Below are 26448 nucleotides of genomic sequence, written 5' to 3' on the forward strand. Positions count from 1 at the left end.
CTGCTGCATGAATCGACGGCTCATGCTACCGACGCGCGGCCCCGCAGTCGTAGAGGGTGAAGCTGCCGGCCGACGTACGTCCGAATGCGCTGGGCGGGATGCGGGTGCAGTGCGCCGTGACCCAGGCGGTGTCCGGAGTGGACGGGCGCGCGGTGGTGAGCAGGGCATAGCGCAGCCTTCCGGCGGAGACCAGATCGCTCAGCTGCTCCACGGTCGGGAACGGGGTGACGCCGGTGAACCCTCCCATCACGAGCATCGGCTGCGAGGTGGCCCGCAGCAGCGGCTCCGCGCTGTAGGCGGCCTGCGTGGCGAGAAGGTACTGCGCGCCGTCGCGGTGGGCGGTGAGGTAACCGAGCAGCGCGGCGTCCCGGGCCGACGGGGTGTGCAGGCCCACGTATCCGCCGGAGCCGTGGTGGAGCATGCTGAGATAGCTGCTGCCCACCGGCCCGGCCAGCGGCGAGGTCGATGCACCGGCGTAGAGCGGGTCGAGCGAGGAAACCGCCCAGACCGCCGGTGCGGTCAGTACCGCTGCCACACCGGTGGCGAAGGCGGCCCGCACCGCCCGCTCGCTCGTCCGCGGTCCGCTCGACCACAACCCGAGCGCCCCGCAAAGGCCCAGCAGTACCGGTACCGGGAGCAGCCAGGCGGCGAATGCGGTGTGCCCGCTGTCGAGGATCGCGGCCCACACCGCGGTCAGGCCGATCGCGACGGGCAGCACCGCCCGTCGCGCGCCGCCCTCCTCGTACGCGGACCGGAAGACGGCAAGGCCTCCGCCGGCCAGCGCGGCCAGCGCGGGCGCGAACACCGCTGTGTAGTAGCCGTGGTTGCCGTTGGAGGAGCTGAACACCACCGCGTGCACCGCCAGCCATCCGCCCCACAGCAGGTATCCGGCGCGCAGCGCGTCGGTGCGGGGCTGCCCCTTGCGCCACACCACGCCGAGCACCGCCGCCATCACAGCGAGCGGAAGGAGCCAGGCGATCTGCGGGCCCACGGTGTGGTTGACCAGCATCGTCCAGCCGGTGTTGCCCGTGGTGCGGCTGGCGGCGGTGCCGGAGACGGCGCCGAGCGCGCTCGGATCCTTGCCGAAACGGCTCAGCCCGTTGTAGCCGAAGACCAGGGTGAACGGGTTGTTGTTGGTCGTGCCGTCGAGGTAGGGACGGTCCGCCGCCGGCGTCACCCACACCAGCAGCAGCCAGGAGCAGGAGACGGCGAGCGCCGTGATCCCGCCCGCCAGCACCTGCAGCCCCCGCCGCACCACCGAGCCGGGCGCGCCCAGCAGGTGGACGACGGCGAAGACCGGCAGCACCAGCCAGGCCTGCAGCATCTTCGCCTGGAAGGCCAGCCCCACCCACACCCCGCAGACGAGCAGCGGCAGCAGCCGCCCGGTCCGCGCCGCCTTCTGCAGCGACCCGGCGGCGAGCACCAGCAGCAGGGTGAGCAGCGTGTCCGGGATGGTGTTGCGGGTGAGGACGACGGTGACGGGCGTGAGCGTGAGCACCAGCGCGGCGAGCAGGCCGGCCAATTGCCCGGCCCAGGCACGGACGATCCGGTACAGCATCCAGACGGTGAGCAGCCCTTCGATCACCTGGGGGAGTGCCACCGCCCAGTTGTGGGGGCCGAACAACCAGACGCTCGCCGCCTGCGGCCACAGCGCACCGGGGATCTTGTCGACCGTGATCGAACCGCCGGGGTCGAGACCGCCGTAGAGGAAGGCGCGCCAGCTGGTGGACATCGACCGCACGGCCGCGCTGTAGAACGGGTGGATCGAGGCGTGGCCGATGCCCCAGGTGTACAGGACCGTGGCGAGCGTGAGCACCAGCAGCAGCGCCGGCAACTCCCAGGCCGGGCGCGAGCCCTGGCGGGGAGTGGCTCTCCTTGAGGAGCGGCGGCGGTGCGTGGCGGGTTCCCTGGTGACGGGGATGGTGGCCATGGCGGGGTCTCTCGTGGCGGGATGGTGTCGGTCGGACGGCGCCGAGCGCGTCGTCGGTGTCGTCGCAGTCACAGGCGCCGGGCCGTTCGCAGCCCCTGGGCGTAGAAGCCGTTGCCGTCCAGGGTGGCGACGCCGGCCAGGTCGCCCATGGTCGGTCCGTCGGCGGCCGAGCGGCTGGAGTAGAAGCGGGGGCGGCCGCCGTTGTCCAGGCCCATGTACATGCCGCAGTGGTCGATGGCGTGCGGTCTGCCGATGTTGATGGAGAAGAAGACGAGGTCGCCGGGTTGCAGCATGCTGATGTCGGTGGGCCGTTGGTTGGTGTCGGGAATCAGCAGCACACCAGGTGCGTACGCGGAGATGGCGTATGCCCGACGGGGCAGGCCGATGCCAGGGGTGTCGGTGTCGTGCATGGGGTAACCCATGCGGTAGCCCCAGACGAGACGTTGGAACCCCGAGCAGTCCACGTCGCCGTAGCGGGCCTGCTGCGGGGTGACCCGCGTGCCGTCCGGGAACGTCCACGGGATGCCGAGGTAGTCGTAGAAGTCGGACTTCTCGTCGTGGTAATGGAAGTCGAGCGGCGAGGCGACACCGGGCACGTGCGGGCCGAAATGGGCTCGACCGGCATAGCGCAGGCCGGACTTGGTGTACAGGTCCGGGGCCCCGTCGCCGTACTGGAACGCCACGGCGAGCACGTCCGGGCTGCGGTCGGCGAGCGTCCGGGGGAACCACTGCCGGAACCAGGACGTCGACTCCTCGCCCTGCCGCCACACAGACGGGAGCAACCGTATCCACGCCGTGCTGTGCACCACGGCGCTGGTCGTACGCGGCTCGCTGAAGGTGCGGGCCGGGCCGGTCAGAACGGCCGTGCGTGCGCCATCGGTGAAGGTGGCGAGCGCGCTGCCGTCGGTGGTCCGCACCACCGTGCGGGCCGGGCCGGTGAGCCGCTCGAAGGCGTAGCCGCCGGACGGCACCGCGGTGGGCGCCCCGGCCGCGCCGCCCGCGCCGCCCGCGCCGCCCGCGCCGCCCGTGCCGTCGCCGCGGCCGAACCGGTCCCAGGCATACCCCCCGGCCGCGCCGGCCGCGGCGATCCCGGCGAGGGCGCCGAGGACCTGACGGCGGTTCGGCGTGCGGCGCGGGCGGCGGTCGGGGTGCATGACGGGCCTCATCTGGGGTGCGTACGGGCGGAACAGAGGTGGCGGGCCGGTCAGCCGGTAGGCAGCGCACCGAGCAGCAGCGCGGCGAGGAGCACCACGTAGGTGGCCACGGTCACCGCGGCGGTGGAGATGGTGGTGGCGGCCAGCGGCTGCCGCACGAGCTGATAGGCGATCAGACCCGGCACGATGAAGCCCAGGGTCTGGGTCGTGTACAGCAGGGGGAACTCCTGCTGGAGGATGAGCATCACCGTGGTCTGCATCAGTACGGCCGACAGCACCACTGCGGCGAACAGCCGTTTCCCGTACAGGATCACGTTGCGCTGCAGCACCTTGGTGACGGCGAAGGTGAGCGCCGAGACGCCGACCATCATCGCGGCCATCCCCAGATCGGTGATCATGGTCAGCGCGAGCCAGCCGGGGGTGATCATGCCGCCGGGGGAGAGGTTGGTGGTCAGGTAGCAGACCAAGGAGAAGACCAGGCCCAGGGCGATTCCCAGTGCGGCGGCCTGCGGGGTGACGGTAGCGGGGATCACAGGGGCTTCCTCATCGCGTGGTACGGGTCGGCGGGCAAGGGCTCTTCGGCCAGGGGCTGTTCCGGCAGGGGCCGTTCGGGCAGGGCTTCCGGTACGGAATGCGTGCGCGCCGCCTGGCGTGCGGCGGCGCGTCGCGCCAGCTCGCGCTGCCCTGGAATGTGCAGCCCGAATGCCGGGGTCTCCAGCGGCGCCACCCAGCTGTACGGCTCGGGCTGGGGCGGGCGCGCCACCGCGATCTGGAGGGTGTCCTCGTTGCTGCGGCCGTCACCGGCGGGCTGATGAGTCAGCGGCTCCTCGGTGTCGTCGAGATCGAGTTCGGCCAGGCACTCCAGGAACAGCTCCCCCTGGCCGTGGATGTTGCCGATCGCCACCAGCGAGGAGACCGGGCCCAGTTCGCCCAGGATGTCGCGGGTCAGCTCCTCCGGGTCGCGCCGGTCGCCGCCGAGGTCCACCACGCGGCCCTGCCAGTCGGCCGGGATGCCGTCCCTGGCGCTCTTGGTCGGGTGCCCGATGAGGAAGACGGTCTCCGGTGCCAGGCCGGGGACGATCGCCCCCATCTGCCCGTTGCGCTCCACCCGGTCCGGACGGCAGTTGACGACCACGTGCAGCGGCTGCCGGATCGCGCCGAGCTCCTCCAGTTGGCGGACGTTCATCAGCGTGGATTCGGGGTCATTGGCGGCGAAGACGTTGGCGAAGCGCAGCCGCTTGCCGTCCTCGGTCCGGTATCGCTCCACGGAGAGCACACCCGGGTCGGGCGGCGCATCCCACATGCCGCGCAGGGCCGTCTGCCGGTCCACGCCCATCAGTTCGGCCACCGCCAGTGCGATGGCCACGTTCTCCTTGAAGGTGAACCAGCTGAAGCCGCGCAGTTCCTCGTCGGTCACCGACTCGGGATCGACCGCGATCAGGCGGCAGTTCCGCTTGTCGGCCTCCTCCTGAAGGATGTGCAGCCGCTCCCGTTCGGCGGTGACGCAGACCCCGTCGACCGGCATCGAGCGGCACAGCGAGCGGGCGACGTCGTCCAACGTCGGTCCCATCTCGGCGAGATGGTCCTCGCGCACGTTGCACAGCACGCCGATGGTGGAGCGGATCAGCTTCTCCTGGTTGATCTCCTGCAGTGCGGGCATCACCGCCATGCACTCGATCACCAGCGCGTCGGGCCGGTATGTCGCCGCGCGGCGCACGATGCCGATCTGCTCGACGACGTTGGCGAGGCCGAACTTGCGGTAGACCGGCTCCTCGGTGGCGTCGGGGTGGATGAACCGGGCCGCGGTGCCGGTGGTCTTGGCGACGGTAACGACGCCGCCGCCGCGCAGCGCCCCGGCGCACAGCCGGGTGATCGAGCTCTTGCCGCGGATGCCGTTGACCAGCACTCGCGTGGGGATCTGCTCCAGCGACGCGTAGTGGCGCCGCTGCTCCAGGACTCCGGCGACCAGCAGCACACCGCAGGTGAGCAGCAGCACGACATAAAGGAAAAGCACGTCAGTTCGCCCTTCTACCGCCACTGCGCGGTCTCGGCCCGGGAGACCTGGGCGGGAATGTGGACGCGAGCCTGCCCGCCCAGGCGTTCCCGCTCGGCCAGCGCCTGCCGGAGCAGTTCGAGTCCGCGTGTCACCGAACCGGTCTCGTCGTGGTTGACCGGGTACAGCACGGTCCTGCGGTCTCCGCCCGCCAGCCGCTCGGCGAGCCGGGTCAGGGCGCGCAGCGGCCGGATCACCACGATGTGCAGCCAGGCCAGGCAGGCGACGCCGAGGGCCAGCGCGAGCAGTCCGGCGAGCATGGTGCGCCACTGGGCCTGGTACGCGGTCAGATTGAGCGCCTGGGCGGGTTCGGCGGCCACCACCCGCCAGCCGAGCCCGGCGGCCGGTCCGGTCAGCGCGAGCGGTGCCGCGGCCGCCACGGAGGGGCCGGACGATGCGGACGCCCCCGTGGGCAGGACCGCCGACACCGCGATGCCCGCGGTCCCGGGCGCGCCCTCGCTGTCCGCCGCGAGGCGGGTGAATCCGGAGGCGGGCAGTGCCTGGAAGGCGCGGAAGCCGACGCTTGCCGCGAGCACCTTGTGGTGGTCGTCGGCCAGCCACACGCTGCCGAGGCCGGGTGCGGGCAGCAGGCTGTCCAGCGCTTTGACGTCGATCTCGCCGAAGAGCACGGCCGCGGCGCCGGAACCCTTCACCCGAGGGATGCGGGAGTAGGCGGCGATCGCCGGTATTCGGCCGGAGGTGTTGACGCGGGTGATGCCGCTGCCCGTCGGTGCGTGGACGAGGGTGCGCAGAGGTGTCTCGCCCACCCGCAGCAGGATCTTCCCGGTGCCGTCCAGGAGGTACAGCGACCGGAACTGGCGGTGGTCGGTGAGCGTGCGCCGGAGCGTCCTGCGTTCGTCCGCCGGGGACTTGCCCGCGATGAGGGAGGCCACGTCGGTGAGATCGGTGGAGGACGCGTCCAGCGACTGGCGGACCCGGTCGGCGGCCGCCTCGGTGCGCGCCTGCTGGTCGGTGACGACGGTGGCGGGCACCGCCGTCGCCGGATCCGCACGGTTGTCGACGAACAGCATCGGTCCCGCCCACGCGGCGACCAGCAGGGTGCAGACGACGACCACGCACCGGGTGCCGGGCCCGCGCCGAGTCAGCGGCTCCTGCGGCCCGGCCTCGCCGAGCAGTTGTTGCCGTACCGACTCCAATGCCCGGCCGATTCGGGCGGGTTCGCCGAATGCGGGGACCGGGACGGGCCGGGCCAGCTCGTCCTCCGCCTCCGGACCGCCCTGGATGCCGCGGGCGAGCCGGGCGGCGGAGAGGTGCAGGCGGAGCACGGGGCGCTGCACGGTGGCCCACAGCAGCAGGCAGACCAGCACCGCGATTCCCGCCAGGGCCGCGGCCGCGACGAGGGCGAACCGGCCGTATCCGGTGGTGTCGGCGGTGAGCGGCACGGCGGCGGAGGTGAGCACGGTCAGGCCGAGCTCGGCGGTGTCGCCCGTGCCGCCGGCCTGGGCGACGGAGGCCCACCCGGCCACGGTGCGCTGCCCGCCCGCCGTACCGCCGAGGAGGGTCCCGGAGGCGCCGGCGGCTTGGGCGTCGGCCGAGCCCGCCGCGGCGGCCGCCAGCGAGCGGCCACCGTCTCCGGGGAGCGGGGCTGTGCTCGGGGCCGTCGTGGCGAGCACGTTCCCGTCCCGGTCCACGAGCTGCGCGGTACGGCCGGCGCCGTGCACGGGGGGAGCGGTGAGTGTCTCGGAGGCGGCGAGCAGCCACTGCTTCCGGCTCTGGCTCTGCGTCAGGTCCTGCCCCTGGTCCTGGTTGGCGTCCTGGGTCTGGCCACCCGAGGGAAGGGTCACGAAGGCGAAGAGCAGCAGGCGCGGCCCGCCGTTGCCGGAGGACACAAGACGGGGCGGGATGGCGTCAGTGCCGCTGCCCGCCATCGCCGCCACGTCCACACCGGTGAGCGGCACGGCCTCGCCTGTCGCTGCCAGAACGCTGCCCGTCTTCGGGTCGAGCAGCGCACCGCCGCGCACCGAACCCCGCGTGGGGAGCAAGGACTTGACCACCGTGGCGGGAGTGGAGCGGGTCGTGGGCGCATACGCGGCGGCGGTTCTGCGCAGCGTCGTGGCCTGCGCGGTCAGGGAGGTGCGGACCGAGACGGCGGTGTCGGCGGCGATCCGCCCCTCCTCGTCGCGTACCGCCTGCGGGACTTGCTGCCCACGGATGGTGCCGAGACCGAGTGCGGTGAATCCGGCCACCGCGAGCAGCAGACACAGGAGCGCGGCGATCGGCGGGCGGACGCCGCCGAGGAGGGGCATGTCAGCGCGGCGCCGGATGCGGTGCCTGCGCGGCGCGCGGTCGACCGTGGGCAGGGCAGGGTCCTCTCGATGCGGCGCGTGGCGCCGGGAAGGGGTGGGAAGGGGAAGCACCAGGCAGAGAGCGCACAAGATACCTGAAATATGCTTACACACCTATCACATGAATCGCGATCGGCGCCGTGGCGGCGCTTGTCGGCCATGCCCACATCGATGAGAGTTATGAAACGATTTAGGTGATTTAAGGAATTTCGGGCGGCTGGGGCGATTGAACCGACCCCCTCTTGCGGCCGTTCAGGGGCGGAGAGATAAGGTATGCCTCGGTTAAGTTAGGCTGACCTAAGTCGCTGGCCCGCGTCGAGGTCGGCCGTTGAACGAAGTTGAACGAAGGGGTCTTCATGCGCCGCCCGCTCCTCGCCGTCGTCGTGCCCGTCTGTGCCATCGCTGTCGGTGCCACAGGCTGCAGCGCCCTCGGCGGCTCCACGGGCGGTTCCTCCGCCGACGGCAAAACCACCACGATCACCCTCTACAACGGGCAGCACGAGCAGACCACGCAGGATCTGGTCGCCGCCTTCGAGAAGCAGAACCCGTCGATCAAGGTGAACATCCGCAGCGACGACGAGGACGCCCTCGCCCAGCAGATTCGGCAGGAGGGCGCGAAGTCCCCGGCCGACGTCTTCTACACCGAGAACTCCCCGGCCCTCGAGTCGCTTCAGGCGAGCGGCCTGCTCGCGCCCGCCTCCGGCGCCGCGCTCGCAGCCGTCCCCGCCAAGTACGACTCGCCGGCAGGCGGCTCCGGCGGGCGCGACTGGGTGGGCGTCTCGGCCCGGGTGTCGGTGATGGTGGTGAACACCGGCCAGGTCCCGGCCGGCCAGACGCCGACCACCGTCCTGCAGCTCGCCGACCCCAAGTGGAAGGGCAGGATCGCTCTTGCCGGCGGCGAGACCGACCTCCAGCCGGTGGTCACCTCGGTCGCCAAGGCCTACGGAACGGCCAGGGCCGACCAGTGGCTCGCGGCGCTCAAGGCCAACGCCGCCAGTCACATGGTGCCCGACAACGAGACGGTCACCTCCGACGTCGACAGGGGGCAGGCCGCGATCGGCCTGGTCGACAACTACTACTGGTACCGGCAGGCCGTGCAGGACGGCGGCATCGGCAAGACCCACTCCAAGGTGGCCTACTTCGCCGCGGGCGACCCGGGCTATGTGCTCGACGTCTCCGGCGCGGCCGTGCTGAAGTCCTCGACACACAAGGCAGCAGCCGAGAAGTTCCAGGAGTTCCTCACCTCCGACACCGCACAGAAGATCATCGCCACCTCCGACAGCTTCGAGTACCCCATCCGTCCCGGCGTCGCGGCCAACTCCGAGCTCCCGCCGCTCGACACGCTGCACCCCAACTCCATCACCGTCGCCGACCTTGGTGACGGCTCCACCGCCGTCTCCCTGCTGCAGAAGGCACAGCTGCTGTGATGGACGCCGCCGTCGCACCGGTCGCAGGAGCGTCGCAGCCGTCGCGGATACGTCCGCGGCGGCCGCCGGCTGTGCTGCTCGCGCTCGCATGCGCCGTGGCGGCGGCGGTCCTGCTGCCCGTGGTCTTCCTCGGTATCGAGGCGGCGCACACAGGGTGGCCGCAGGTCAGCCGCGTGCTCTTCCGTTCCCTGACCGCGCGGCTTCTCACCGACACCGTGGAACTCGCCCTGTGCGTCACGGCGTTGTGCGCGGTCCTCGGGACCGCGGCCGCGTACACCACCGAACGCACCGATCTGCCGCTGCGCCGGATGTGGTCGACGCTCATCGTCGTGCCGCTCGCCATCCCCGACTTCATCGTCGGCTACACCTGGTCCTCGATCGCACCCTCGCTGCACGGCCTCACCGGTGCGGTGCTGGTGATGACGCTCAGCCTCAACCCGCTGGTCTACCTGCCGGTGGCCGCGGCGCTGCGCAACACCGACCCCGGGCTCGAAGAGGCCGCCCGTTCGCTGGGACTCGGGCCGTGGGCCGTCTTCCGTAGGGTGACGCTCCGTCAGGTCCGTCCCGCACTGCTCGGCGGCTGCCTGATGGTGTGCCTTGCGCTGCTCGCCGAGTACGGCGCATTCGAGATCATGCGGTTCCAGACCTTCACCACGGAGATCTTCACGCAGTTCGAGGTCGGCTTCTCCGCCTCGACGGCCTGTGCCCTGTCGATCGTCCTCGTCCTGCTGGCACTCGCCGTGCTCGCCGGGCAGCACTACGCCAACGGCCGCGCCCGCGTCGCGCGCGCCTCCGGCACCCGGCGCCCGCCCGTCCGGCACCGGCTGGGCCTGCACGCCGTGTGGGTCACGCTCGGCGCCGCGGCCCTCGCGGTGCTGTCGCTCGGCGTGCCGGTGGCCACCCTCGGCTACTGGCTCGGACAGCCCGACACCACCACACTGCCCGCGATCGCCTCCGTGCCGTCCGCCACCGTCACCACCTTGCTGTACGCGCTGCTCGCCGCCGCCGCGGCCACCGTGCTCGCCGTCCCCGTCGCGCTTCTCGTCGAGCGGCACCGCAGCCCGGTCGCCGTCCTGCTGGAGCGGGGCACCCTGATCGTTCAGGGGCTTCCCGGGATGGTGATCGCGATGTCGCTGGTCTTCTTCGCCGAACGGTTCGCCTTCGGGCTCTACCAGAGCCCGGTGCTGATGATCGCGGCGTACGCCGTGCTCTTCTTCCCCCTGGCCCTGGTCAGCGTGCGGGCCTCCGCGGCGCAGGCACCGGCCCGTCTCGAACAGCTGGGCCGCTCGCTCGGCAGACGACCGGCCGCGGTGCTGCTGCGGGTCACCCTGCCGCTCCTCGCACCCGGCATCGCTGCGGGCTTCTGCGTGGTGTTCCTCTCCGTCGTCACCGAACTCACCGCGACGCTGGTGCTGTTGCCGGCCGGTGTACGGACGCTGGCCACCCAGTTCTGGGCGTTCCAGAACGACGAGTCGTATGCTGCCGCGGCGCCGTACGCGGCGGCCATGGTCGCGCTCGCCGTGATTCCCGGCTATCTGCTGGGGACATGGTTCGACAGGCGGAGTTCCGACAACAGGAGTGCGGTATGAGCGAGACACCGGCCAGTCCCGTGGTCGCGGTCCGGATCACGGGCGTCCGCAAGGCGTACGGCCGTACCCCCGTGCTGCACGGCGTGGACCTGACTGTCGAGAAGGGAACCATCACCGCGCTCCTCGGCCCGTCCGGCAGCGGCAAGACCACCCTGCTGCGCGTGATCGCCGGGTTCGAGCGCGCCGACGTGGGCACGGTGGAGCTCGGGCACGTCGTCGCCGACAACGGCAAACGCACCCTCGCCCCGGAGAAGCGCCGCATCGGCTACGTGCCCCAGGACGGCGCACTCTTCCCGCACCTGAGCGTGCGCGCCAACATCGGCTTCGCGCTGAGCCGCGCCGCGCGCCGCGACGGCCGCGTCGACCAGCTGCTGGAGCTGACCGGCCTGACCAGCCTCGCCGAACGCCACCCGCACCAGCTCTCCGGGGGACAGCAGCAACGCGTCGCCCTCGCGAGGGCGCTCGCGCACAACCCGTCGGTCGTCCTGCTCGACGAACCGTTCTCCGCCCTCGACACCGCGCTGCGCGCCAGCGTCCGCTCCGACATCCTCGCCATCCTGCGTACCACCGGGACCACCGCGATCCTCGTCACCCACGACCAGGACGAGGCGCTGTCCACTGCCGACCGGATCGCGGTGCTGCGCGACGGGCTCATCGCCCAGCACGGCACCGCACAGGAGCTTTACGACACCCCGAACGACCCGACGCTCGCCGCCTTCGTCGGCGACGCCAACCTCCTCACCGCCACCCTCACCGGCGACGGCACCGCCGACGCCGGACCGCTGGGGCGGCTGACGCTGCGCGAATCCGCCGGCGTGGCGGGCAGCGGCACGGTCCTGATCCGTCCCGAGCAGCTGGCCCTGGCGGGCGAGCGCGGGCCGGGGGACGGGGTGCTCGAAGCGCGCGTCGAGGCCTGCGAGTACTTCGGCCACGACACGATGCTCACCGTCCGCCCGCAGACCACCGGCGACCACCTCCCCGAACTGCTGCGCGCCCGGCTGCCCGAGGGGGTGCGGCTGGCGAGCGGGACGACCGTCCGCCTCACCGTCCGCGGCCCGGTGACGGCCTGGCCCGCACCGGCGTCGTAGTCCGCAGCGGACCCGCAGAAGAACACCGGCCATCCCGTGGCGGGGTGGCCGGTGCGCACTGCTCGTCCGTTCAGTCGGTGGCGACGACCTCCACCGAGCCGATGTATTCCTGGGTCTCCTCGTCCGGCAGCCGGACTGCCTGCGCCCAGTAGTAGATGACCAGGCTGAACACCGCGATGATCACGATGTCCCACCACAGCGGAATCCGGTCGGTGGCACCGCAGGACACCGACGAGGCCGGGCCGGAGCTGCAGAAGCCGCCCTGCCAGGAGATGACGCCCATGCCGAGGAGGTAAACCGGCAGCCACTGCGCGGACTTCCAGTCCATGTGCGGCACCTTCGGGTTGAGCTTGAACAGCGCCGAGCCGCCGAGCAGCAGATAGCCGAGCACGATGGCGAGGCCGAGCCGCCACAGCGTGTCCCAGCCGGACCAGTAGATGATCAGGTTGGCGACGACGAACGCTACCGGAGCCCAGAACCAGCTACCCGGCAGCCGGTACGGGCGTGGCCGGTCCGGGTCCTGCTTGCGCAGGCAGCCGATGGCGAGCGGTGCACCCGCGTACATCAGCACGCTCGCGGAGGTCACGAAGCCGACCAGTTTCTGCCAGGTCGGAAACGGCAGGAAGACCACAAGACCCATCACGAAGGCGAAGAGCAGCCCGAACCACGGCACACCGCGCTTGCTGGTGCGCTCGAAGATTGCCGGGACGTACCCGTTGCGGGACAGGCCGTAGGAGACGCGGGAGGTGGCGGTCGCGTAGATCAAGCCGGTTCCGCTGGGGGAGATGACCGCGTCGATGTAGAGGAGTGTGGCCAGCCAGCCGAGGCCGACGGTGGTGGCGAGGCCGGCGAACGGCCCTGCCTTGGCGGTGAAGGCGAGGTTGGCCCAGCCGTGCGCGAAGGCACTGTGCGGCAGCGCCGCGATGAACACCACCTGCAGCGCGACGTAGATCACCGCACCGAGGAGGATGGAGCCGATGACGGCACGCGGAATGTCCCTCGCCGGATTGCGGCTCTCGCCCGCGAGCTGGTCCGCCTGTTCGAAGCCGAGCAGCGCGAAGATGATGCCGCTGGTGCTCACCGCCGACAGGACTCCCTTGGTACCGAACGGCGCAAAGCCGCCGACCCCGAAGTTGCTGCCGTGGAAGTGGGTGAAGGCGAGGACGAGGACGGTGAAGACCGGGACGGCCACCTTCCACCACGTCGCCGCGCTGTTGGTGTGCGCCAGGAACTTGATGCCGTACCAGTTGACGATGACGAAAACCGCCATGAACACCACGGCGAGGGCGTAGCCGCGCGCCGTGAGGTGGTCCTTGCTCGACTCGACCCAGCTCGCGTGGACGCTGAGGTAGTCGACGGACGCCATGACCTCGATCGGGGCGACGGTGACCGCCTGCAGCCAGGAGAACCAGCCGAACGAGGCGCCCGCGGCGCTGCCGAAGGCGTAGTGCGGGAAGCGGGCGGTGCCGCCCGCCACCGGGTACATCGCCCCCAGTTCGGCGTGGACGAAGGCGAGAATGATGATGGCGGCCGCCCCGATCACCCAGGAGATCAGAGCGGCTGTTCCGGCGGCCTGGGCCGCGAACAGCGCCCCGAACAGCCAGCCCGATCCGATGATGGACCCTTCTGAGGTCCATATGAGGCCGATCAGGCCGATGTCCCGTTTGAGACCGGGGTTCTTGGGCGTTACAGGAGCGACTGCTGCGGTCTGCGACGCGTCCATGGTGCACCTCTTGTTCCGGCGAGGACGAGGTGGGGGGAGCTGCACGAGCTGCGCCCGGAAGATCGCGACATGAGGCGATGAAGATCGCGACATGGGGTAATGGGCTCCGGGCAAGGGCATCGTAAAGATTCCGCTAATGGCCGGGAAGTAGCTGCGCGCGCACCTTTGCAGGAGTGTTATGGGGCCGCCACCGCCCTGAAGGGCGTTGACCTACGGACGATCACTGGTGGAGCGGCGAGGCGCCGGCACCTTCTGCCGGTCGCCCCAGTCGGCCGGCCAGGGCGGGCGCGAGGCCAACTGTGCCCACTCGTCGTCCCACTCGCCGGGCAGACACCGGCCCTCGTCCCGCCAATGGCGGAGCAGAGTCGCGTAGATCGGTGTCTCCGGCGTCGGCGGCGCGGGCGGAGGATGTCCCGCGGGCGCCGGACGCCAGAGCACCTGAGTCTGCGGTGTCGCAGTCATATGCGTCTCAACGAGCCGATGGGCGCAGGGACACTCAGCAGATTATGGAGAACAGCATTCAGTACAGGACGGTGAGCGCGCCCGGCAACACGCGGGCGGTCACCGGCAAGGTGGCGTCGACCTCGCCGTCGGCGCCGTAGGGCAGGTCGCGGTCCGCCTCGATCCTGACCTCCTTGCCGCGCAGGATCTCCACCTGCGGGCGCCTGATGTGGCTGCCGGTCTTGAGCTCGTTCATCACGGTGAAGAACAGGCGTTTGGGGGCGTGGTTGATGACGACCACGTCGAGGAGCCCGTCGTCCAGCCGGGCGTCGGGTGCGATGAGGCGGCCGAAGCCGTAGAACGCCGAGTTGGCCACCACCGTGGTGTAGCCGCGCCGTTCGTACGGTGTGCCGTCCACGGTGATCCGGTAGGAGGCGGGGCGCCAGGAGAGCACCGCCCGCAGCCCTCCCACGTAGTAGGCGGCCGCGCCGGGCAGCGCCCGGGAGCGGTTGGCGTGGCGATTGGCGACGGCGTCGACCCCCGCGTACACACTGCCCAGGACCGCCGTCCCGTGATGGATGGCCGATTCCACCGCGATGGCGTCGACGGCCTTCGGCTCACCGTGCAGCAGGATGTCGGCGAGACGGTCGGGATCGGACGGCAGCCCGAGCGCTCTGGCGAAGTCGTTGCCCCGGCCCGCCGGTACGAGCCCGAGAAGCGCCTGCGTACCGGCGAGCGCACCGCCCACACAGCCGGCCATGCCGTCGCCGCCGACCCCGAGCACGACGCGCCCGCGCTCCCCGGAGCGCCGGGCCAGCTCGCGGGCGTGGTCCAGGTCGCGGCTGTACTCCACCTCGACCTCGGCCCCGGCCGCCCGCAGCGTCCGGGCGAGCGGGATCAACGCAGCCACCCCGGCCGAGCCGCCTGCGGTGGGGTTGACGACGGCGGTGAACTGTCTCATCGGTCATCCTCCGAACGAGGCACGAGAATCCCGGGGTTGAGAATCCCCGCCGGATCGAGCGTCGCCTTCACCGCACGCAGCACCTCCGCGCCGATCGGGCCGATCTCCCGGGTGTACCAGGGCAGATGGTCGGTGCCGACGCCGTGGTGGTGGCTGATCGTGCCGCCGTGCTGGAGGATCGCCTCGCACGCCGCCTGCTTCGCGGGTGCCCAGTGGGCCACCGGGTCGTCGCCCTGCGCCGACACCACCGTGAAGTAGAGGGAGGCACCAGCCGGGTAGACGTGCGAGATGTGACACATCACCAGGGGCGGCGTCCCCGCTTCGGTGAGCGTGGTGGTGACCGCCTGCCGCACCGCCTCGTACAGCTCGGGGAGCCCGGACCAGAAGGTGGCCGTCTCCAGCGTCTCGGCGAAGGCCCCGGCGTCGAGCAGCGCGTCGCGCAGATAGGGGGCGGAATAGCGGCCGTGCGCCCAACTGCTGCCCGGCTCCTCACCCAGGTACTCGCCACCGCAGGCACGAAGCACTTCGTGGACGCGGGCCTGGCGCTGTGCCGTCTCCGCCGCCTCGCCCTCGTACCCGGCGACGGCCAGGCATCCGGCCGCCCCCAGGCCGTCGCCCGCCCCGCCCCCGTCGCCGATGGCCTGGGGCTTCGCCAGGCCCACCATGGTCTCGGTCTCGTCGGACAGCCGCAGCACGGTGGGCGTCGGCCCGTCCTGGGTGAGTGTGCGCAGCGCCGTCGCACCCGCGTCGAACGACGGGAACCGCCAGCCCTCGTAGAGCCTCGTCCCAGGCGCCGGGCGCACCCGTACCGTCACCGAGGTGATCACGCCGAAGGCCCCTTCGGAGCCGAGGACGAGCTGACGCAGGTCGGGCCCGGCGGCCGAGCGGGGCGCGCGGCCCAGCTGCAGCGTGCCCTTCGGCGTGGCGACCGTCAGCCCCACCACCATCTCGTCGAACCTGCCGTAGCCGGAGGATGCCTGGCCGCTGGAGCGGGCGGCGGCGAATCCGCCGATGGTGGCCCACTCGAACGACTGCGGGAAGTGGCCGAGGGTGAAGCCTCGTTCGTTCAGCAGCTGCTCGGCCCGCGGACCCCGAAGTCCGGGCTGGAGCGTTGCGGTGCGCGAGACGTCGTCCAGCTCCACGAGACGGTCGAGGCGGCGCAGATCCAGCGCGACGAACGGGCCGTGCGGGCGCGGCGCCAGCCCGCCGACCACCGAGGTGCCGCCGCCGAACGGCACGACCGCGATCCCGTTCCCGGTGCAGACGCGCAGCACGGCGAGCACCTCGTCGTGGCTCCCCGGCAGGACGACGGCGTCCGGCGCATCCCCCACCTCGCCGCCGCGGATCCGCAGCAGGTCGGGCGTCGACTTGCCACGCGTGTGGCGGATGCGGCTCTCGGCGTCGCTCCGTACGTACTGTGCGCCGCCGACGGCCACGGCGAGCTCGTCATGGGCTGCGGCGTCGAGCCGTGACGGGGCGACGGCGACCGAGTCGAGGCCGACGGGCGCGGCGGCGCACGGCTTCACCCCGAGCAGGTCGCGCAGCAGGCCCACCACCGGCTCCGGCAACGGCGCCGCCTTGGCCGGGTCGCCCCAGCCGCTCCACAACATGTCCATGCACTACACTGTGACACATGACGTCCAATCGTCACAACAGTCGGGGCGCTACGACGTCCGACAACGACGCCGTGCTCGACGCGGTGCGGGACTGCGTGCTGGCCGTGGGCGTCCGCCGGACGACCCTCACCGACGTCGCGCGCCGCGCCGGGGTCTCCCGGATGACGCTCTACCGGCGCTGGCCCGATCTGCGCACCCTCGTCGGCGATCTGATGACCCGTGAGTGGGTCGCCGTCGGTGTCGGTGTGATGCCCGAGGCCTGGCCCGACGGCGGCTCCGACGGCACCGGTGCGCGCCCGGCGCGGGAGCTGCTCGTCGACGGCCTGGTGGAGGGCGTGCGCACGCTGCGCGACCACCCGCTCTTCCGCAAGATCGTGGACGTCGACCCCGAACTGCTGCTCCCGTACGTGCTCGACCGCCGCGGGGCCAGCCAGAACGCCCTGCTCGAACTGATCATCGACGCCCTGCGCAGGGGCCACGCCGACGGTTCCGTCCGCCGCGACCACGCCGTCCGGCAGGCCCGCACCCTGCTGCTCGTCGTCCAGTCGTTCGTGCTCTCCCTGCGGACGATGACCGACGACGCCCCCGATGCGGACCCCGCCCTCACCACCGAGGCCTTCGACGACGAACTGCGGCACCTGCTGGAGAGGACCCTGGCCCCATGACCGGTAACAGCCCGACGGGCAGCAGCTCACTGACGGCGGAGCGCCGCGCCCGCGACCTCGCGGAACTGGCAGTCGGCGCCGACGTCGACGTCCTGGTGGTCGGCCTGGGCGCCACGGGCGCGGGAGTCGCCCTCGACGCCGCGTCCCGAGGCCTGACGGTCGCCGCGGTCGACGCCCACGACATCGCCTTCGGCACCTCGCGCTGGAGCTCGAAGCTGATCCACGGAGGCCTGCGCTACCTAGCATCCGGCCACGTGGACGTCGCCTACGAGAGCGCCGTCGAGCGCGGCGTGCTGATGGAACGCACCGCACCGCACTTGGTCCACGCCCAACCGTTCGTCATGCCGCTCACCCCGCTGACCGCACGTCACCAGGCCGCCCTGGCCTGGGCCGGGCTGGAGGCCGGCGACCTGCTGCGCTCCGCGGCCCGTACCGCGCGCAGCACCCTTCCGAAGCCCCGCCGCCTCTCCGCCGTCGAGACGCTCCGGCTCGCCCCGGCCCTGCGCCCGTACGGGCTGCGCGGCGGCCTGCTCTCCTGGGACGGCCAACTCACCGACGACGCCCGGCTGGTGACCGCCATCGCCAGAACCGCCGCTGCCCACGGCGCCCGCATCCTCACCCGGGTCCGGGCACTGTCGATCGACGGCTCGGGCGGTCTCGTCCGCGACGAACTGACCGGTGAGAGCTTCGAGCTGAGGGCCCGGGCCGTGATCAACGCCACGGGAGTCTGGGCGGGCGGGCTCGTCGACGACGTACGGCTGCGCCCGTCCCGCGGAACCCACCTGGTGCTGCGGTCGGAGAGCCTCAGCGGCCTGGCCGCCGGAGTCCACGTCCCGATCCCGGGCGAGACCAGCCGCTTCGTGCTGGTGCTGCCGCAGGGCGACGGCAGGGTGTACGTGGGCCTCACCGACGAGCCGGTCGACGGGCCGATCCCGGACGAACCTCAGGTCCCGGAGGCCGACATCGGCTTCCTTCTCGACATCCTCGGCTCGGCCTTCCGCGTACCGCTCCACCGCGACGACGTGGTGGGCGCCTTCGCCGGCCTGCGCCCGCTCCTCGACACGGGGGAGGCCGACCGGACCTCGGACATCTCCCGCCGCCACGCGGTGCTGACATCGTCCGACGGTGTGACCACCGTCGTCGGCGGCAAACTCACCACGTACCGCCGGATGGCGCAGGACGCGGTGGACGCCGCCGTCACCGCCCGCGGCCTGACGCCCGCCGGCCCGTGCCGCACGACCCGGCTCCCGCTCGTCGGCGCCGCCCCGCCGAGCCGTCTGGCGCACCTCGATGCCCCGCGCCACCTCGTCCACCGCTACGGCACCGAGGCCCTGGCCGTCCGGGCCCTCACCGACGTCGCCCCCGGCCTCGCCGAGCCGGTGCTGCCCGGATACCCGGTCACCATGGCCGAACTCGTCTGGGCCGTACGCCACGAGGGCGCCCTCGACGAAGACGACCTCCTCGACCGCCGCACCCGCATCGGCCTGATCCCTGCCGACCGCGCCGCGGCGCTGCCGGCCGCCCGAGTGGCGCGGGAGGCGGCTGTTGGGCCGGTACCGCCAACTCGGTAAGATCGAAGCCGAGGACACCGCGCAGGTGATCACCGCCGTCTCCGGTCTCGTCACGGCCTCCGGCGGCGCGTGCGGCGGCGTCGCCGCACTCCTCATGGCCCGCAACACGCGCCGCTCGGACCGGCAGCCCACGCCCCCCGCGGCGGAGTAACGGCGCTTTCAGGCCGGCAGGTCCACCCCACTCCGCTCCTCACGGTGCCGGAACGGCCGGTGGAGCGCTGTGCAGCTGTACCTGCTGCTCGGCGTCGGCGAAGCCGAGCGCACGGTAGATCCGTATCGCTTGGTAGCCGGGGTCGGCGACGATGACGAGCGTGCGAGCGCCTGGCCATACCTCCCCGCGCGGGTCATGGCGATGCCGAATTCGCCGCGTCGCGTTACCACCATTGGCCCGGCCAATGATGGTTTGTCGCGAGGGTTCCGCACGGCCGATCCCCGCGCGACAGTCGGATACGTGGCTGTCATGGCCATACCACGGTATCCCCCACAGGCCTTCGGAGGTGTCCCATGCCCCGACACAGAACCGGACCAACCGCCGTCCTCGCAGCGCTGGTCGCCGCCCTCGCCGTGCTGCTCGGCGCGCCCGCGGCCGGCGCCGCCACACCCCGGAACCGCGTCACGCACCCCCAACTCGACTGGGCAGGCTCGACGATCCCGTCCCACGAGCGCGGCAACCCCAGGAACCACCCCGTCGTCCCGTTCGTCACACAGACGCCCGGAATGGACGTCAGCGCCTACCAGGGCGACGTCGACTGGACGACCGCCTGGAACAACGGCGCCCGGTTCGCCTACATCAAGGCCACCGAGTCCACCACCTACACCAACCCGTACTTCGCCCAGCAGTACGACGGCTCGTACGACGTCGGCATGATCCGCGGCGCGTACCACTTCGCCACCCCCGACACTTCCAGCGGCACCGCGCAGGCCGACTACTTCGTCGACAACGGCGGCGGCTGGTCCGCGGACGGCAAGACGCTGCCACCCGCGCTCGACATCGAGTACAACCCCTACGGCGCCGAGTGCTACGGGCTCAGCCAGAGCGGCATGGTCGGCTGGATCTCCGACTTCAGCAACGAAGTGCACGCCAGGACCGGACGTTACCCCGTGATCTACTCGACCACCGACTGGTGGACCACCTGCACCGGCAACAGCAGCGCCTTCGGAGCGGACAACCCCCTGTGGATCGCGTCGTACACCTCCACGCCCGGCACCCTGCCCGCCGGGTGGGGCTACCAGACGTTCTGGCAGTACGCCGACTCCGGCACCTTCCCCGGCGACCAGGACTACTTCAACGGGGACTACTCACAGCTGCAGGCCCTCGCCGACGGGTGATCAGCCGACCCATGCGCGCAGCGCCGTCACGCGCTGCACCGCGGCGCCGAAGGCGGCCGGGCCGAGCGTGCCGTCCTCCAGCGCGCTGGTGAGGCCCGACACCGCCTCCTCGCCCTGGCTCACATCGCGCGCCGAGCACAGGATCAGATCCATCCCGGCACCGGCCGCGAGGACCGCGCGCTGTGCGGTGGTGTACGAGGAGCCGATCGCCCCCGCTTCGAGCGCGTCGGTGATGGTGACACCGGCGAACCCCAGGCGGCCGCGCAGTTCGCGCTGGACGACCACCGGTGAAAGACCGGCGGGACGTTCCCCGTCCAGCGCCGGGTAGACCGCCCACGAGACCATCACCAGCTGGACGCCCGCCGGTACCGCCGTCTTGTACGGCAGTTCGTCCACGCCACGCAGCTCCGACAGGGGCTGCGTGAGCGTCACCGGACCCTCGTCCGTGTTCTGGTCGGTGGTGGCGGCGCCGAGGCCGGGGAAGTGCTTGGCGGTCGCCGCCACCCCGGTCTGCTGCTGGGCGGTGATGAACGCCCTGCCGAGCGCGGCGACGTCGTCCGGATCCATGCCGTACGACCGCTGGTACTGGTCGATGAAGTTCCCCGGCTGCTGGTAGACGTCGAGCACGGGCGCCAGATTCACGTTCATGCCGACGCCGGCGAGGTTCTCGCCGGCACCGGTGCCTGCCTGCGAGGCCGCGGCCACCGGGTCGGAGGACTCGCCGATCTGCTTCTCCGACAGCACCGGCTCGCCGGGGAGCCGGCGCACCAGGCCGCCCTCCTGGTCGGTCATCAGCAGCAGCGGCGCCTGCACCGGGCTGTCGGCGTTCGCCTTGTTCAACTCGTCGATGACGGAGGCGATCTGGGCCTCGCTGCTGATGTTCTCGCCGAAGAAGATGACACCGGCCACCTCGCCGCCGCTGATCCTCTCCAGCAGGCTCTGCGGCGGTGTGAGGCCGGGGTAGGAGTAGATCACCCGTTGTCCCGCATACTGACGCGGCGCCAGGACCGGATGTGAGCGGTCATCAGCGCGGGTCGGCGTACCCACGGCGAGGCTTGCGGCTGCCAGACCTGCCCCCGCGATCAGGGTGCGGCGCCGGACCAGCGGATCGACCTGTCCGTTCGGTCTGTCCATGTGTTCTTCTCCCGACTGGCTCAGCGCAGGGTCAGGGTCCAGTTCTGCGGGGTGAAGGCTTCCGGGCTCCGGTTTCCGTCGAGCAGCAGACCGCGGGAGTCGTACACGCGCACGTTGGCGACGTTGACTCCGCGTCCGGTGTACTCGGGGTCGGTCGTGTAGCGCCATCGCAGCAGCAGCCGGCCGCCGTTGACGGTCGGCTGCGCCGAGACCCGCCACCATGAACGCATCCCGCCGGACAGCGTTGTCACCGAGCCCTGCGGCGCACCCGGGCCGGTGGCCGTGACCGGCACCGCCTGCCAGCTCGTGCCGTCGTCCTCGCTCGACTCCAGGTAGCTGAAGTCGGAGCCGGCCTCGGTGTCGACGAAGGTGTCGTACCGCACCTCGACCGGCCCGCCCCTGGGGGTGAGCGCGGTGGTGAGCGTGGCCGTCATCGCGTCGCCGATGCCGGAGTACCAGGAGGGGACACCGCCCGGTGCGCGGACCGCCATGGCGTTTGCCAGGCCGCCGGCCGCGGCGCGGCGGGCCGGGTTGGTCGAGCCCCAATTGCGCGTCGGATGGCAGCGGTTGCTGAACTGCAGGGCGATGGAGCGGGATTCGGGGTCGACGACCATGGTGGTGCCGGTGAATCCGGTGTGTCCTGCGGTCGCGGGGCTGTCCAGACGCCCCATGTACCAGCGCTGGTCGAGTTCGAAGCCGAGTCCGTGGGCGTCGCCCGGGAAACGGGAGTTGTAGTCGGTGAGCATCTGCCGTACGGACTGCTCGGTGAGGATGCGGTGCCCGCGGTAGGCCCCGCCGCCCAGGACCGTCTGGGCCAGCACCGCCATGTCGGCGACGGTGGAGAAGACCCCGGCGTGCCCGGCGACGCCGCCCATCGCCCAGGCGTTCTCGTCGTGCACCTGACCCCAGACGAGACCGCGCTGCGGTTCGCCCGGCCCCACCTCGTACTCCTCTGCTGCGATACGGGGCTTGAGGGAGGCGGGCGGGTTGTACATGGTGTCGCGCATTCCGAGCGGCGCGGTGATCCCCCCGCGTACCAGCACGTCGAGCGGCTTGCCGGTGATGTGTTCCAGGACCTGCTGTAGCGACAGCATGTTCAGGTCGGAGTAGAGATACGTCGACCCGGCCGGGTACTGGGGTGTGGTGTCGAGGATCGCCTTGATGCGCGAGGGCATGTCCGGGTACTGCCACAACGGCGGGCTCGGGTCCGGCGGCAGTCCGGAGGTGTGGGTGAGCAGTTGCTCGATGGTGATCGATCCCTTGCCGTTGACGGCGAACTCCGGCAGGTAGCCGGCCACTGTGGCGTACAGGCCGAGTCGGCCCGCCTGGATCTGCTGAACGGCAACGATCGAAGTGAACAGTTTGGAGAGCGAAGCGAGATCGAAGATCGTGTCCGTGCGCATTTCGATCCATTGATCGGGCGGCAGCAGATCGCCCTGCTGGTCGGCGTAGCGCAACGCGTAGCCGCTCGCATGGTCGGCCACCACGATCCCGTCGTGCGCCAGGAGCGTCACCTGCCCGGAGAACATGGGGTGTCCTGTGGCCGGATCCGGACGCGTCCAGGCGTCCTCCGCGGCCAGTGCGGCGGCGATCGGGGCGGGGTCGAGCCCCGCCTGCTCGGGGCTGCCGTACCGCAGCAGCGTCCCCGGCGGCGCAAAGCCGTGCTGCGGCTGGTCGAAACGGCCGACGGGGGGACCGGACAGCGCGATTGGGGCGACTGAAGCGGCTGGAGTTGCGGCCCCGGCTGTCCGCCCTGCGGTGACGGCGACTGCGGCCCCCGTGAAGACGGTGAGGGCGGCGCGACGAGTGATCATGTGCGGCTTCCCCTTCGCGAAGTCGAGCCTGACGTCTTCTCCTCACGCACGCACAAGCGTTGGCACCGTACGCGGCCCCGGGGCCGGGGTCAACGCTCCGCGCGCGGACGCGAACGGGACCTTCGCCCCCGGCGATGACCGACGGACGTCCTGGCCATCGGCGCATGAATCACCTCCCAATGGACACAGGTTCGTGATCGAGAGGTGATACACGCCATGCACGCTTCCAGCGAGATGCCGGCGCAGTGGGCTATCTCCGTCGTCGCCGTGGTGCGGGCGAGCAAGGGAAGGGCGACCGCGTATTCGGCGCTCCCGGTGATCCCGCTCGTGCGTGGCTGATCAATTCATCGATCGTCCGATCATGGGATCATCGGGAGCATCCATACGGAGCACAGGAGCCGCTCGCACCGCGGAACCGCTGCCAGGAGGTTGACCATGACCAGTCGCAAGGCGCTCGTCCGGCGCCCCGGTCCGCGCCTTGCGGAAGGGCTGGTCACGCACATCGAACGCGAACCGGTCGACGCGCGGCTCGCCGAGCGGCAGTGGGAGGGATATGTCGAGGCGCTGCGAGCGCATGGCTGGCAGACCATCGAGGTCGCCCCGGCCGACTACTGCCCGGACAGCGTGTTCGTCGAGGACACCGTGGTCGTCCACCGCAATGTGGCGCTGATCTGCCGGCCCGGAGCCGAAACGCGCAGGGCGGAGACGCCAGGCACCGAAGAGGCGGTGACCGCGCTCGGGTGCTCGGTCAACCGGATCCGGGAGCCGGGCACCCTGGACGGCGGCGACGTGCTCAAGATCGGCGACACCATCTACGTCGGGCGTGGCGGGCGGACCAACGCCGACGGCGTACGGCAGTTGCGCGCCGTGTTCGAGCCGCTCGGCGCGCGGGTGGTCGCGGTGCCGGTCAGCAAGGTGCTGCACCTGAAGTCGGCGGTCACCGCCCTCCCCGACTCCACCGTGATCGGCCATCCGCCGCTCGTCGACGACCCGGCGCTCTTCCCGTCCTTCCGCGCCGTCCCGGAGGAGCCGGGCGCGCATGTCGTGCTGCTCGGCGGTGACCGGCTGCTGATGGCGGCGAGCGCACCCCGGAGCGCGCAGCTGCTGTCCGGACTCGGCTATGAGCCGGTCCTCGTCGACATCAGCGAGTTCGAGAAGCTGGAAGGGTGCGTCACCTGCCTGTCGGTGCGGTTGCGGGAACTCGCCGGCTGATCGGGTGGATCCCACCGATCGGTTCGATTACGCCGATCACAGGCGATCGGTGGCCGTGGCCTCACAGTAACCGCGCGTACGCTCCCACCCATGCAGACCGTGACGGGCGATCCCGCTCCGCCCCGCGACCGCGCGATATCGCCCGGTCGCGGGCGGGTGTGGCTGCGGTTCGCCGCCGGCTCGGTCGTCGCCACCGTGCTGAGCCAGATCGCGTTCACCGTGACCTTCGGGTTGCTGAACGCGCCCGCCGCGGTCGCCAGCGTGGTGGCGTTCTTCGCCGGGGCCGTCCCCAACTACCTGCTCAGCACCGCCTGGGCGTGGGGCGACCGCGGGAGCGCCGGTAAGCGAACGGCCATCGTGCCGTACCTCGTGGTCATCCTCGTCACCAACCTGCTGGCGATCGGTGCCACCACGCTCGCCGATGCCTGGGTGCGAGGCCATGTCGCCTCGCACACCACCCGCACCCTGCTTGTCGATCTCGCCTATCTCGCCGCCTACGGCGCCATGTTCGCGCTTAAATTCCTGCTCTTCGACGGCCTGGTCTTCAAAGAATCTTCTCATCAACCATCAAGGCGGCTTTTGCCGGCTGTTCATCGTCGTCGACCTAGGGTGAAGCTTTGAGGCGCGTTCCCTTGAGGTGAAAGAGGTCGACCACGGTGCAGGGTGAGTACGTTCTGGTCACCGGGGGGTGCGGATTCGTCGGGCGGACCATCGTCAGAGCCCTGACGGAGGCCGGAGCACGGGTCCGTGTCGCCGACCTGACGCCACCGTCCGCCCATCCCGCGGTCGACAGCGTCGTCGGTGATCTGCACGACCCACGCATCCAGGCCGCCGCTGTGACACCCGAGGTGACGGGCATCATCCACCTCGCGGCCCGCACCTCGGTGCTGGAGTCCGTCGCCGACCCGGCCGGGGTCCACGCCGCGAACGTCACGATCACGGCCGGGCTCCTCGACCTCGCGCGGCGTGCCGGTGTCAGCCGGTTCCTGCTCGCCTCGACCAATGCTGTCGTGGGCGATGTCGGCGAGACGCGCATACACGAGGACATACCCTTGCGGCCGCTCACACCGTACGGAGCGACTAAGGCCGCCTGCGAGATGCTGCTCGCCGGGTACGCGGGTTCGTACTCCATGACTACCTGCGCGGTGCGCCTCACCAACATCTACGGCCCCGGCATGGCACACAAGGACAGCTTCGTGCCGCGTCTGATGAGGGCCGCCCGCGACGGCGAAGGGGTGAGCGTCTACGGCGACGGATCGCAGCGCCGCGACCTGGTCCATGTCGAGGACGTCGCCAGAGGGTTCCTGACCGCGTGGGCAAGCCGGTTCACCGGGAGTGTCATCGTCGGCTCCGGCCGCTCGGTGACCGTCAACGAACTCGTCGAAGCCGCCCGCAGGGCCACCGGGCGGCTGATCCCCGTCGACCACGTCCCGGCGAAGCAGGGGGAGATGCCGGCCGTCGTCGTCGACATCTCGCGGGCGCTCTCCCTCGGATACCGGCCGCGGCTGGGGCTGGAGGAGGGCCTGGCCGGGGTGTGGAAGGAGTTCGCGGGAAGCGCCGCGGAAGCCGGAACCGCCGGAGGCGAGCAGTGACCATCGCGCTGAGCCCGCGCACCCGGCGGCGCACCCCGCTGCTCACGCCCTACCCGGACGAGACCGATACGGCCGCGGCGGAGGACTTCCGGCGCGAGTACGGCGACGACGTGACGTTCGCCCCGGTCACGGTGGTGATGGCCGCCTTCAACGAGGAGCACACGATCGGCCCGGTGCTGCGGCGGATCCCCGCATCGGCCCTCGGCATGCCCGTCAGCGCCCTCGTGGTCGTCGACGGCGCCCGCGACGGCACCGCCGACGCGGCACGCGAAGACGGCAGGGCGTACGTGTGCGACGCAGCGGTCAACCGTGGCCAGGGCGCCGCACTGCGCCTCGGTTATGAGCTGGCGCGCGCGGGCGGTGCCCGGTACATCGTCACGACGGACGCCGACGGCCAGTACGACATAGAAGAGCTCGACCGGCTGCTGAAGCCGCTCGTCGACGGTCGCGCCGACTTCGTCACCGGGTCGCGGACACTCGGCCGCCAGGAGACGAACGACGTCATGCGCCGCGCCGGCGTCCACGTCTTCGCAGGCCTGGTCAGCCTGCTCACCGGACACAGGGTCACCGACACATCGTTCGGGTTGCGCGCGATGCGCGCGCAGGTCACCGCCGCCGTCACCCTGGAGCAGCCGCAGTACCAGTCCTCCGAGCTGCTGATCAGCACCTTGGCCCGTGGTTTCCGGGTCGCCGAGCTCCCCATGCTGATGCGCGTGCGTGCCGCCGGGAAGAGCAAGAAGGGCAACAACGTGGTGTACGGCGCCCGCTATTGCAGGGTGGTGCTGCGCACCTGGTGGCGGGAGCGCCGACTGCGTGCGACGTGACCCCGCCGTCACCCCGCCG

The 26448-nt window shown here is 71.3% G+C and carries 22 protein-coding genes; 12 read left to right on the forward strand and 10 right to left on the reverse strand.

Annotated elements, in window-relative coordinates:
• Nucleotides 1-25: 25 nt before the first annotated feature.
• The 5 genes from NGB36_RS02710 to NGB36_RS02730 all read right to left on the reverse strand — a co-directional run bounded on the left by NGB36_RS02710 (nucleotide 26) and on the right by NGB36_RS02730 (nucleotide 7404).
• A complete protein-coding gene (locus tag NGB36_RS02710) occupies nucleotides 26-1930 on the reverse strand; it encodes an ArnT family glycosyltransferase (RefSeq protein WP_255918379.1) in 1905 nt (634 codons plus the stop codon).
• Between the two features lie 68 nt (nucleotides 1931-1998).
• On the reverse strand, nucleotides 1999-3084 hold the full coding sequence (locus tag NGB36_RS02715; protein ID WP_255918380.1) for an NlpC/P60 family protein: 1086 nt from the start codon (nucleotides 3082-3084) through the stop codon (nucleotides 1999-2001).
• A gap of 50 nt (nucleotides 3085-3134) precedes the next feature.
• Nucleotides 3135-3617, reverse strand: a complete 483-nt coding sequence (locus tag NGB36_RS02720; RefSeq protein ID WP_255918381.1) for a poly-gamma-glutamate biosynthesis protein PgsC/CapC — start codon at nucleotides 3615-3617, stop codon at nucleotides 3135-3137.
• Nucleotides 3614-5098 carry a poly-gamma-glutamate synthase PgsB gene (gene pgsB / locus NGB36_RS02725; protein ID WP_255918382.1) on the reverse strand — a complete coding sequence of 495 codons (1485 nt, stop codon included), beginning with the start codon at nucleotides 5096-5098 and terminating at the stop codon, nucleotides 3614-3616. Before pgsB ends, NGB36_RS02720 begins: the two co-directional genes overlap by 4 nt.
• 14 nt (nucleotides 5099-5112) lie before the next feature.
• Nucleotides 5113-7404, reverse strand: a complete 2292-nt coding sequence (locus tag NGB36_RS02730) for a HAMP domain-containing protein (RefSeq protein WP_255918383.1) — start codon at nucleotides 7402-7404, stop codon at nucleotides 5113-5115.
• A gap of 395 nt (nucleotides 7405-7799) precedes the next feature.
• Between NGB36_RS02730 and NGB36_RS02735 the strand changes: the two genes are divergently transcribed.
• Genes NGB36_RS02735 through NGB36_RS02745 form a run of 3 tightly spaced genes read left to right on the forward strand, consistent with a single transcriptional unit; the run spans nucleotide 7800 to nucleotide 11547 of the window.
• Nucleotides 7800-8870, forward strand: coding sequence for an extracellular solute-binding protein (locus NGB36_RS02735; RefSeq protein WP_255918384.1), 1071 nt, complete (start codon nucleotides 7800-7802; stop codon nucleotides 8868-8870).
• Nucleotides 8870-10459 carry an ABC transporter permease gene (locus NGB36_RS02740; RefSeq protein WP_255918385.1) on the forward strand — a complete coding sequence of 530 codons (1590 nt, stop codon included), beginning with the start codon at nucleotides 8870-8872 and terminating at the stop codon, nucleotides 10457-10459. The genes NGB36_RS02735 and NGB36_RS02740 overlap by 1 nt, the downstream gene beginning before the upstream one ends.
• Nucleotides 10456-11547, forward strand: coding sequence for an ABC transporter ATP-binding protein (locus tag NGB36_RS02745; RefSeq protein WP_255918386.1), 1092 nt, complete (start codon nucleotides 10456-10458; stop codon nucleotides 11545-11547). The genes NGB36_RS02740 and NGB36_RS02745 overlap by 4 nt, the downstream gene beginning before the upstream one ends.
• 70 nt (nucleotides 11548-11617) lie before the next feature.
• Here NGB36_RS02745 and NGB36_RS02750 read toward each other — a convergent pair whose 3' ends face one another.
• The 3 genes from NGB36_RS02750 to NGB36_RS02760 all read right to left on the reverse strand — a co-directional run bounded on the left by NGB36_RS02750 (nucleotide 11618) and on the right by NGB36_RS02760 (nucleotide 16288).
• The gene (locus NGB36_RS02750; RefSeq protein ID WP_255918387.1) at nucleotides 11618-13270 is read right to left on the reverse strand and encodes an APC family permease; all 1653 of its coding nucleotides are present in this window, start codon (nucleotides 13268-13270) and stop codon (nucleotides 11618-11620) included.
• 520 nt (nucleotides 13271-13790) lie between these two features.
• Nucleotides 13791-14672 carry a diacylglycerol/lipid kinase family protein gene (locus tag NGB36_RS02755; protein WP_255918388.1) on the reverse strand — a complete coding sequence of 294 codons (882 nt, stop codon included), beginning with the start codon at nucleotides 14670-14672 and terminating at the stop codon, nucleotides 13791-13793.
• Nucleotides 14669-16288 (reverse strand): FAD-binding oxidoreductase, encoded by a 1620-nt coding sequence (locus tag NGB36_RS02760; RefSeq protein ID WP_255918389.1) that lies wholly within the window; start codon nucleotides 16286-16288, stop codon nucleotides 14669-14671. The genes NGB36_RS02755 and NGB36_RS02760 overlap by 4 nt, the downstream gene beginning before the upstream one ends.
• A gap of 17 nt (nucleotides 16289-16305) precedes the next feature.
• Here NGB36_RS02760 and NGB36_RS02765 point away from each other — a divergent pair, with 17 nt between their 5' ends.
• From NGB36_RS02765 to NGB36_RS02780, 4 genes are all read left to right on the forward strand, one after another.
• The gene (locus NGB36_RS02765) at nucleotides 16306-16953 is read left to right on the forward strand and encodes a TetR/AcrR family transcriptional regulator (RefSeq protein WP_255918390.1); all 648 of its coding nucleotides are present in this window, start codon (nucleotides 16306-16308) and stop codon (nucleotides 16951-16953) included.
• On the forward strand, nucleotides 16950-18524 hold the full coding sequence (locus NGB36_RS02770) for a glycerol-3-phosphate dehydrogenase/oxidase (protein WP_255918391.1): 1575 nt from the start codon (nucleotides 16950-16952) through the stop codon (nucleotides 18522-18524). Before NGB36_RS02765 ends, NGB36_RS02770 begins: the two co-directional genes overlap by 4 nt.
• Complete coding sequence (locus NGB36_RS02775) at nucleotides 18499-18675, forward strand: hypothetical protein (protein WP_255918392.1); 177 nt, start codon at nucleotides 18499-18501, stop codon at nucleotides 18673-18675. The genes NGB36_RS02770 and NGB36_RS02775 overlap by 26 nt, the downstream gene beginning before the upstream one ends.
• A gap of 353 nt (nucleotides 18676-19028) precedes the next feature.
• Nucleotides 19029-19853, forward strand: coding sequence for a lysozyme (locus NGB36_RS02780; protein WP_255918393.1), 825 nt, complete (start codon nucleotides 19029-19031; stop codon nucleotides 19851-19853).
• Here the strand turns inward: NGB36_RS02780 and NGB36_RS02785 are convergent, their stop codons facing one another.
• Together NGB36_RS02785 and NGB36_RS02790 are read right to left on the reverse strand one after the other, a co-directional pair.
• Nucleotides 19854-20987, reverse strand: a complete 1134-nt coding sequence (locus NGB36_RS02785; RefSeq protein ID WP_255918394.1) for a glycoside hydrolase family 3 N-terminal domain-containing protein — start codon at nucleotides 20985-20987, stop codon at nucleotides 19854-19856. It lies immediately after the preceding gene.
• A gap of 20 nt (nucleotides 20988-21007) precedes the next feature.
• Complete coding sequence (locus tag NGB36_RS02790; RefSeq protein WP_255918395.1) at nucleotides 21008-22801, reverse strand: serine hydrolase; 1794 nt, start codon at nucleotides 22799-22801, stop codon at nucleotides 21008-21010.
• A 216-nt stretch (nucleotides 22802-23017) separates the two neighbouring features.
• On the opposite strand from NGB36_RS02790, the gene NGB36_RS02795 reads away from it, so the two are divergent.
• The 5 genes from NGB36_RS02795 to NGB36_RS02815 all read left to right on the forward strand — a co-directional run bounded on the left by NGB36_RS02795 (nucleotide 23018) and on the right by NGB36_RS02815 (nucleotide 26429).
• A complete protein-coding gene (locus NGB36_RS02795) occupies nucleotides 23018-23140 on the forward strand; it encodes a hypothetical protein (RefSeq protein ID WP_255918396.1) in 123 nt (40 codons plus the stop codon).
• 96 nt (nucleotides 23141-23236) lie between these two features.
• A complete protein-coding gene (gene ddaH, locus NGB36_RS02800) occupies nucleotides 23237-24013 on the forward strand; it encodes a dimethylargininase (RefSeq protein ID WP_255918397.1) in 777 nt (258 codons plus the stop codon).
• Nucleotides 24014-24103: 90 nt separating this feature from the next.
• The gene (locus NGB36_RS02805) at nucleotides 24104-24634 is read left to right on the forward strand and encodes a GtrA family protein (protein ID WP_255918398.1); all 531 of its coding nucleotides are present in this window, start codon (nucleotides 24104-24106) and stop codon (nucleotides 24632-24634) included.
• Nucleotides 24635-24669: 35 nt separating this feature from the next.
• Nucleotides 24670-25605, forward strand: a complete 936-nt coding sequence (locus NGB36_RS02810) for an NAD-dependent epimerase/dehydratase family protein (RefSeq protein ID WP_255918399.1) — start codon at nucleotides 24670-24672, stop codon at nucleotides 25603-25605.
• Nucleotides 25602-26429 (forward strand): glycosyltransferase family 2 protein, encoded by an 828-nt coding sequence (locus tag NGB36_RS02815; RefSeq protein ID WP_255918400.1) that lies wholly within the window; start codon nucleotides 25602-25604, stop codon nucleotides 26427-26429. Before NGB36_RS02810 ends, NGB36_RS02815 begins: the two co-directional genes overlap by 4 nt.
• Nucleotides 26430-26448: the final 19 nt, after the last annotated feature.

This window comes from Streptomyces humicola (assembly GCF_024436035.1).
GTDB classification, from domain to species: Bacteria; Actinomycetota; Actinomycetes; order Streptomycetales; family Streptomycetaceae; genus Streptantibioticus_B; species Streptantibioticus_B humicola.